Source organism: Luteococcus sp. (assembly GCF_043424415.1).
GTDB lineage: Bacteria > Actinomycetota > Actinomycetes > Propionibacteriales > Propionibacteriaceae > Luteococcus.
The window spans coordinates 1-7,113 of record NZ_JBHWOO010000079.1 but is presented as its reverse complement, the minus strand read 5'-3'; the positions used below and the strand labels follow the sequence as shown (position 1 = coordinate 7,113).

The 7,113-nt window shown below is 70.1% G+C and carries 7 protein-coding genes; 1 reads left to right on the top strand and 6 read right to left on the bottom strand.

What is annotated here, in order from left to right:
• From ACHFFZ_RS04860 to ACHFFZ_RS04835, 6 genes are all read right to left on the bottom strand, one after another.
• Positions 1-974: AI-2E family transporter (locus tag ACHFFZ_RS04860; RefSeq protein ID WP_394275534.1), on the bottom strand; the 974-nt coding region annotated here is incomplete at its 3' end.
• A 111-nt stretch (positions 975-1,085) separates the two neighbouring features.
• Positions 1,086-2,453 (bottom strand): APC family permease, encoded by a 1,368-nt coding sequence (locus ACHFFZ_RS04855; protein ID WP_394275533.1) that lies wholly within the window; start codon positions 2,451-2,453, stop codon positions 1,086-1,088.
• A gap of 123 nt (positions 2,454-2,576) precedes the next feature.
• On the bottom strand, positions 2,577-3,551 hold the full coding sequence (locus ACHFFZ_RS04850; RefSeq protein WP_394275532.1) for a cation diffusion facilitator family transporter: 975 nt from the start codon (positions 3,549-3,551) through the stop codon (positions 2,577-2,579).
• Positions 3,548-4,036: a transporter substrate-binding domain-containing protein gene (locus tag ACHFFZ_RS04845; RefSeq protein WP_394275531.1), complete on the bottom strand. Its 489-nt coding sequence runs from the start codon at positions 4,034-4,036 to the stop codon at positions 3,548-3,550. Before ACHFFZ_RS04845 ends, ACHFFZ_RS04850 begins: the two co-directional genes overlap by 4 nt.
• 109 nt (positions 4,037-4,145) lie before the next feature.
• Positions 4,146-5,591 (bottom strand): sensor histidine kinase, encoded by a 1,446-nt coding sequence (locus ACHFFZ_RS04840; RefSeq protein WP_394275535.1) that lies wholly within the window; start codon positions 5,589-5,591, stop codon positions 4,146-4,148.
• A 59-nt stretch (positions 5,592-5,650) separates the two neighbouring features.
• The gene (locus ACHFFZ_RS04835; protein WP_394275530.1) at positions 5,651-6,337 is read right to left on the bottom strand and encodes a response regulator transcription factor; all 687 of its coding nucleotides are present in this window, start codon (positions 6,335-6,337) and stop codon (positions 5,651-5,653) included.
• A gap of 228 nt (positions 6,338-6,565) precedes the next feature.
• Between ACHFFZ_RS04835 and ACHFFZ_RS04830 the strand changes: the two genes are divergently transcribed.
• Positions 6,566-7,113 (top strand): 2-keto-4-pentenoate hydratase (locus tag ACHFFZ_RS04830; RefSeq protein WP_394275529.1); only part of this gene is annotated, 548 nt, incomplete at its 3' end.

Below are 7,113 nucleotides of genomic sequence, written 5' to 3'. Positions count from 1 at the left end.
GCCAGGCTGACGCCCACGATCACGGCATAGGGGTGCAGCGAGACGGTCTTGCCCATCAGCAGCGGCTGCAGCACATTGCCCTCCAGCTGCTGCACGGCCAGCACCACGAGCAGCATCAACAGCGCAGTCGTGGGGCCGTGCGCGAACAGGGCCAGTGCGACGGCCACGGCGCCGGAGGCGATGGCACCGATGAAGGGGATGAAGGCGCTGACGAAGACCAGAATGGCCACCGGAATGGGGAAGGGCACCTTGAGCAGCCAGGCGCCCAGGCCGATGAAGATCGCGTCGATGGCGGCCACCACGACGGCGGTGCGGGCATAGAGCTCCAGGCTGCGCCAGCCGCGACGCGAACCGTCGTACTGGCGACGGCGCGAGGCCGGGGGCACCAGCCACAGCACGGCCCGCCACATCGCCGGCCCGTCACCCAGGAAGAAGAAGGCACTGACGATCACCAGCAGCGTCATGGCGGTGACCTGGCTCAACGAGCTGCCGAAGGTCATGGCGCTCTGCACCAAGGATCCGCTGTGGCCGCTGAGCCACTCCTGGGCCTGGTCGGTGGCCTGTTGCAGCTGGGCCGAGTCCATCTTCAGCGGCCCCTCGCGCAGCCAGGCGGCGCCGTCATTGATCAGACGCTTGCCCGTCTCGGTGATGCTGCCCATCTGCTGGACCATCACGCGGGTGGCGGCCCAGACCAGGGTGAAGACGCCGCCCAGCAGTGCGACCAGCAGCAGGGCGCCACTGAGGTAGCGGTTGAGCGGGGTCTTCTGGTCGAGCCAGCGCACGGCCGGGGTCAGCAGGGCCGTCACCAGCAGCGAGATCGCCATCGGCACCAGGGCGAAACTGGTGCGCCCGATCACCCAGACGGCGACCCAGGTGCAGGCGACCGCGACGAGTGCGGGCACGCCGAAGCGCAGGGCATAGTCGAGCCCACTGGGGACGCGGTGGTGGATGGCTGGCTTCTCGGCGCTGTACACGCGCCAAGCCTGTCGGGCAGGACAATGGTCAGGCCACTTTCCCACCCCTTCGGGTGGGCAAAATTCGCAGCGGGCGAAACCTGTCGGCAGCCCTACCGAGGAGCGCGGATGTCAGCGGGTGGTGACCGTGCGGCTGCGGCGAGCGGCGAAGGCCGCGAAGAGGGCGCCCACCGCCAGCAACGGCAGGCCGAGGCGCCAGGTGTCGCCCTCGACGCGGGTGGCCAGCAGCAGGCAGCTGAGCAACCCCAGCAGCGGCAGCACCCGGGGGACCCGGAAGTGCTCGTGGTCGACCGGTTCACGGCGCAGCACCAGCACTGCCACGTTCACGCTGGAGAAGACCACCAGCAACAGCAGCACCAGCGTCGAGGCCAGGGTGTCGATCTCGCCGGTCAGCGCCAGCACCAGTGAGAGGCCAGTGGTGGCCAGGATCGCCACCCATGGGGTGCGCCGTCGGGGCAGCACCCGGCCCAGCGCCGAGGGGAGCAGGCCGTCGCGGGCCATGCCGTAGGCCAGCCGGGAGCCCATGATGCCGGTCAGCAGGGCACCGTTGGCGACGGCCACCAGCGCGATGAGGCTGAAGACGACCACGGGCACGCCGCCGGCGGCACGCACCACCTCCAGCAGCGGACCTGAACTTGCCGCCAGCTGGTCGGTGGGAACAATGGCGCTCGCCGCGACGCCGACCCCGACGTAGACAATGCCGGCGGTCACCAGGGCCGCGAACAGGGCCCGCGGGTAGGAGCGAGCCGGGTTGCGCGCCTCCTCGGCGACATTCACCGAGGTCTCGAAGCCCACATAGGAGTAGAAGGCCAGCACCGAGGCGGCGAGCACCGCACTGACCGGGCCGTGACCCGGCGTCCCCAGCTGCGTCAGGCGCGACAGGTCGGCGTCTCCCCGCCCGATCACCAGCAGGCCGAGCACCAGCACCAGCACCAGGCCCGAGACCTCGATGACGGTGGCCACTGCATTGGCGCCCATCGACTCCTTGATCCCGCGCATGTTCAGGCCGGCCAGCAGCGCCAGGAAGAGCGTCACCGTCAGCGGCACCGGCAGTTCGACGAAGGCGGCCAAGTAGTCGCCGGCGAAGCCCAGCGCCAGCGCACCGACCGAGACGATGCCCGCCGCCAACATGCAGAAGCCCACCAGGAAGGCCCAGAACGGTCCGAAGGCGCGCTGCGCATAGTGCGAGGAACCACCGGCCCGCGGGTACTTGGTGGCCAGTTCGGCATAGGAGCCGGCCGTCAGCAGCGCCAGCAGCAGGGCCACCAGCAGGGGCACCCAGACCGCCCCGCCCGCGATACCGGCCACCTCGCCGACCAGCACGTAGACGCCCGCCCCGAGCACGTCGCCCAGAATGAACAGGTAGAGCCCCCAGGTACCGATGCTGCGACGCAGTGGACTGCCGTCCTCCAGCGTGGGGGAGCCGGGGGCGCCGACGACCGGGCCATGGGATGGGGTGCTGCCGTGGGGGTTGGGCATGGGGACGAGACTAGCCACGGCAGGGGTCCGTCGACCCCACCCCGCGGGGTCAAGATGCGCTGGGTTGTGGGACGCCCAGGCGTTGCCCAGTCCAAGCGGTGCCCAGCTCAGGCGGTGCCCGGCTCAGGCAGTGCCCCGTCCGGCGCTCTCCGGCAGCTCGGCGACCGGCACCACCTGCAGGTCGTCCAGTTTCCAGTCCAGGCCAGCGGCCTCTTCCCCGGCGCGGGCCAGCACGTCAAGGTCCACCCGGTGCGGATCGGTGGGCACCACGAAGACCTCGGTGTGGAAGACGTGGCCCATGTCGCGCATCCGCACCCACACCCGCTCCACCCACGGCAGCCCGAGGAAATAGCGTTCCACCTGGTCGATCGCCGGGTGCGGGCCGGAGTCGTCGAAAGTGCGGGCCTGCACGTCGGTGAGTCCGTCGAGGGCATTGCGCAGGTTCGTCCAGCCGTCGCGCACGATCGAGACCGCGATGAAGCCCGCCACCACCGAGTCGGCCCACCACCAGCCGATCCCGATCCCCAGGACGCCCAGCATCGCCCCGGCGGCCGTCGACCAGTCCGCCTTGTTCATGTCGGCATCGGCATAGAGCACCTTGTCGTGCAGGTCCTCGGCCAGCCGCATCTTCATTCGGCCCAGCACCACCGGCGGCACCGCAGTCCAGGCCATCGCCGCGATCATCAACCAGCCCAGCCAGATGGTGTGTCCGAACAGCTGCACCGTCCCGATCGTCGGGTGCTCCTGCTTGACCAGCGTCATCGCCGACTCGACGAGCAGGAATGAGCCCATTGCCAGCAGGGCCACCGAGGCCGCCAGGTGCGCGGCGCCCACGGCGCGGTGATGGCCGAAACGGTGCTCGTCGTCGGACCGCCTGTGCACCCGACGCAGCGCCACCAGGAAGGCGATCGGGGGCAGGAAGCTCAGGCAGTCCTCGATCCAGGCCGCCTTCATTGCCTGCGAGCTGCCCATCACCGCGGCCACCACCGCCACCGAGATGGCCAGGAAGACGATGCTCACCCACTCCAGGCGGCGGGCCCTGGCCAGGGCGCGCTGCTGCTCGCGCGGCAGCCGGGTGTCGCCGAAGTTCGCGCTCATCGCGAGGCCTCCGGCATCCCCCGGTCGAACCACCGCTCCAACTCGGTCACCAGCGCGTTCTCACCCAAGGGGGCGGCCACCACGTACTTCACCCGGTCGCCGTGCTCGTCGACCTGTTCGGAATGGGCCCGGGTCAGGCCCACCTTCTTCGACAGCTCGCTCTTGCTGGTCAGGCCACCGACCATCAGGTCGATCTGGCCGTCCTCGAGCCGCTTCACCAGTTCCTCCTGGCTGGCCACCTGCCAGGTGACCGTCGCCCCGCGGGTGGCGGCAAAACCCTCCACCAGCTCGGCCTCCGGCCCCTCGACCCGCCCGCCGTCGACCACCAGCAGCGGCGGCGCCGGTGCCGCCCCGGCGACCAGCTCGTGCTCCTGGTCGATCCGGTCCAGCGTGTGGTCGGGATCGCGGGGGATCGAGCATCCCGTCATCATCAGGATTCCGGCGGCCACCACCGGGGCCACGAGTCGTCGAAGCTGCGACCTCATTGCCTGCTCCTGCTCCTGTTCCGGCCCGGAATCGGATCCGCGACCAGCACACTATCCAGACCTTCGGCCATCGGGGCAGGCCCGATGGGGTGGGCAGCCGAGCAGCCGGTCAGTCGGTGACGGCCGGTTGCGTTCCGGTGTCGTCGTCCTCCTGCTCCACCGTGCGACCGGGCAGGGTCACGACGAACTCTGCGCCACCCTCCGCCGAGCGGCGCGCCTCGACGGTGCCGCCGTGGGAGCTGATGGTGTGCGCCACGATCGACAGCCCCAGGCCCGTTCCGGGGGTGTTGCGCGCCCGGTCGGAGCGGAAGAAGCGGTCGAAGACGTGCGGCAGATCCTCGTCCGCGATGCCCGGACCCTGGTCGGCGATGCGCAGCTGGTCACCCTGCAGGTGCACGTGGATCGTGCCGCCCGGCGGGGAGAACTTCACCGCATTGTCCAGCAGGTTCGTCACAGCCCGCTCTAAGGTGTCCGGCTCGCCCACCAGGAAGAGCGGGTTGAGCTCCACGTCGAAGGTGAGCCCCGGCCCGCGGCGCTTCGCCCGCAGGATCGCCGCCTCGACCACGTCACGAAAGTCCAGGTGCTCCGGGTTCGTCGTCACCCGGTCCTCGCGGGAGAGCTGCACCAGGTCACCCACCAGCGAGGTCAGCTCGCCCAGCTGGGCGGCGATGTCGTGCAGGATCTCGCCGCGGGCCCCGTCGGGCAGCATGCCGGTCTTGTCGTCGGCCACCAGCAGCTCGATATTGGTGCGCATGCTGGTCAGCGGTGTGCGCAGCTCGTGGCCGGCATCGGCGATCAGGCGCTTCTGCCGCTCACGAGAGGACCCCAGCGAGTTCAGCATGGTGTTGAAGGAACGGGTGAGCTCGCCCAGGTCGTCGTCGGAGTGGATCTCGATGGGGGTGAGCTCGTCTGTCTCGGTGACGTGCGTCACCGCCGCCGACAGATTGCGCAGCGGCAGCAGCGCCTGGCGAGAGCTCCACGCCCCCAGCCCGACGGCCAGCAGCACGCCCACACCGCCGGTGATGATCATGGTCAGCCACAGGGCCTCAAGGGTCTGCCGGGTCGGGGCCATCGGGCGGGCCAGCACCAGCGCATAACGCTTGTCCTCGATGGTCTGGGGCACGGCCACCATTCGGTAGGTGGTGCCGTCGACGTCGGTCAGGGTACGGGCGCTCGTGCCGGTCTGGGTTCGGGCGATCGCGATCTCCTGCGGGCCAGGCTGCAAGGTCACGGTGGTGCCCGGAACCTGCTTGGATCGACCGTCGCTGCCCAGCAGCATCAGCGAGACATTGGCGGCACGCAGCGCACCGGCATTGAGCCCGCCCATGCCCTCCAGGTCGGAGGCGATCGGGCCGGCGGTGTAGGAGGCGACGTCGGTCAGTTCGTTGTCCAGTTGGTCGTACAGGCTGATCCGGGCCATCAGGTAGGCGGCGATGGCCACCAGCAGCACCGCGATGCTCACCGACAGCGCCGAGAGCCACACCAGGCGTCGGCTCAGGGAGGCGCGACGACGCCGCCAGTCTCCCCTCACCAGGGATCGGACGGTGCGTTGCAGCTGGTTCACGGGGTGTCTGGCCTGTCGGTTCTTCGTCGGGGGAGGGTGGTGACCACCTGTCAGGGAGCCGTCTCGCGCAGCACGTAGCCGATGCCGCGCACGGTGTGGATGAGGCGGGCCTCACCCTCGGCCTCGGTCTTGCGACGCAGGTAGCCGATGTAGACCTCGAGCGAGTTGGCCGTGGTGGGGAAGTCGAAGCCCCACACCTCGTTGAGCAGCCAGCCGCGCTCCAGCACCCGGCGCGGGTGCTCCATGAAGACGTGCAGCAGCGCGAACTCGGTGCGCGTGAGGCTGATCCGGCGGCCGCCCCGCGAGACCTCGCGGGTCTGGGCGTCCAGGATCAGGTCCTCGAAGACCAGCGTCTCGCTGGCCGCCTCGCGCTCGGGGCGCACCCTGCGGGTCAGTGCCCGCATCCGGGCGAGCAGCTCGTCCAGGGCGAAGGGCTTGACCATGTAGTCATCGGCGCCGGCATCCAGGCCGTCCACCCGGTCGCCCACGGCATCGCGGGCGGTGAGGATCAGGATCGGTACGTCATTGCCGGTCTGGCGCAGCATCCGGGTGGTCTCCAGCCCGTCCAGGCGCGGCATCATCACATCCATGATGACGGCGTCGGCGTCGATGGCCGAGAGCTTGGCCAGGGCCTCCAGGCCGTCGGTGGCGGTGCTCACCTCGTAGCCGCTGTACTGCATCGAGCGGGCGAGGGAGTCGCGGACGGCCTGGTCGTCGTCAACCACGAGGATGTGCATGGGGCAAGGATGCCACTTGTGGCCCCCGGCTCTCGACCCGGGCATGCCCTGCGGGGCCGGTGCCCGGGGGTGCGTCCAGAAACCACCTCCATGGCGGGCGGTGGTGCAGATGATGCACCGAGGACCGCTCTCGATGTGGTTTCTGGACGGCCCCTGGCCCGGCGGGGCATGTTCCATGCCACGGAACGACCCGTTGAACCGGGCGTCTCTGGAGTGGACGCTCAAGTGGTGACCACAACCACCGATGCTTCCGTCATTCCCACTCCCGAGTCCCTCGACGAGGCGGCCCGGCGACTGGTCGAGGCAGCCCGCAGCGGCACACCCTGTGCCCCGGTCCGCGACCTGATCGACGCCACTGACGTCGAGTCCGCCTATGCCGTCCAGACCCGCGTCACCGAACAGCGCCTCGCCGCCGGCGCGACGATCGTCGGCCGCAAGATCGGGCTCACCTCCACCGCCGTCCAGGCCCAGCTCGGGGTCGACCAGCCCGACTTCGGTGTCCTCTTCGACGACATGGCCTTCCCCGCCGGTGCGACGATCCCCGCCGGCACCTTCCTGCAGCCCCGCGTCGAGGCCGAGGTCGCCTTCGTCCTCGGCGCCGACCTGGCCGACGGCGAGCTCGACATGGACCAGGTGCGCGCCGCCGTCGCCGAGGTGCGGGCCGCCCTCGAGATCTGCGACTCGCGCATCGCCGGCTGGGACATCACCTTCGGCGACACCGTCGCCGACAATGCCTCCGCCGGCGCCTACGTGCTGGGCGACACCAGCCTCACCCT

Excerpts from the sequence above, each read along its gene's own strand:
- ACHFFZ_RS04855 (WP_394275533.1), bottom strand. The coding sequence starts at position 2,453 with ATGCCCAACCCCCACGGCAGCACCCCATCCCATGGCCCGGTCGTCGGC.
- ACHFFZ_RS04850 (WP_394275532.1), bottom strand. The coding sequence starts at position 3,551 with ATGAGCGCGAACTTCGGCGACACCCGGCTGCCGCGCGAGCAGCAGCGC.
- ACHFFZ_RS04845 (WP_394275531.1), bottom strand. The coding sequence starts at position 4,036 with ATGAGGTCGCAGCTTCGACGACTCGTGGCCCCGGTGGTGGCCGCCGGA.
- ACHFFZ_RS04835 (WP_394275530.1), bottom strand. The coding sequence starts at position 6,337 with ATGCACATCCTCGTGGTTGACGACGACCAGGCCGTCCGCGACTCCCTC.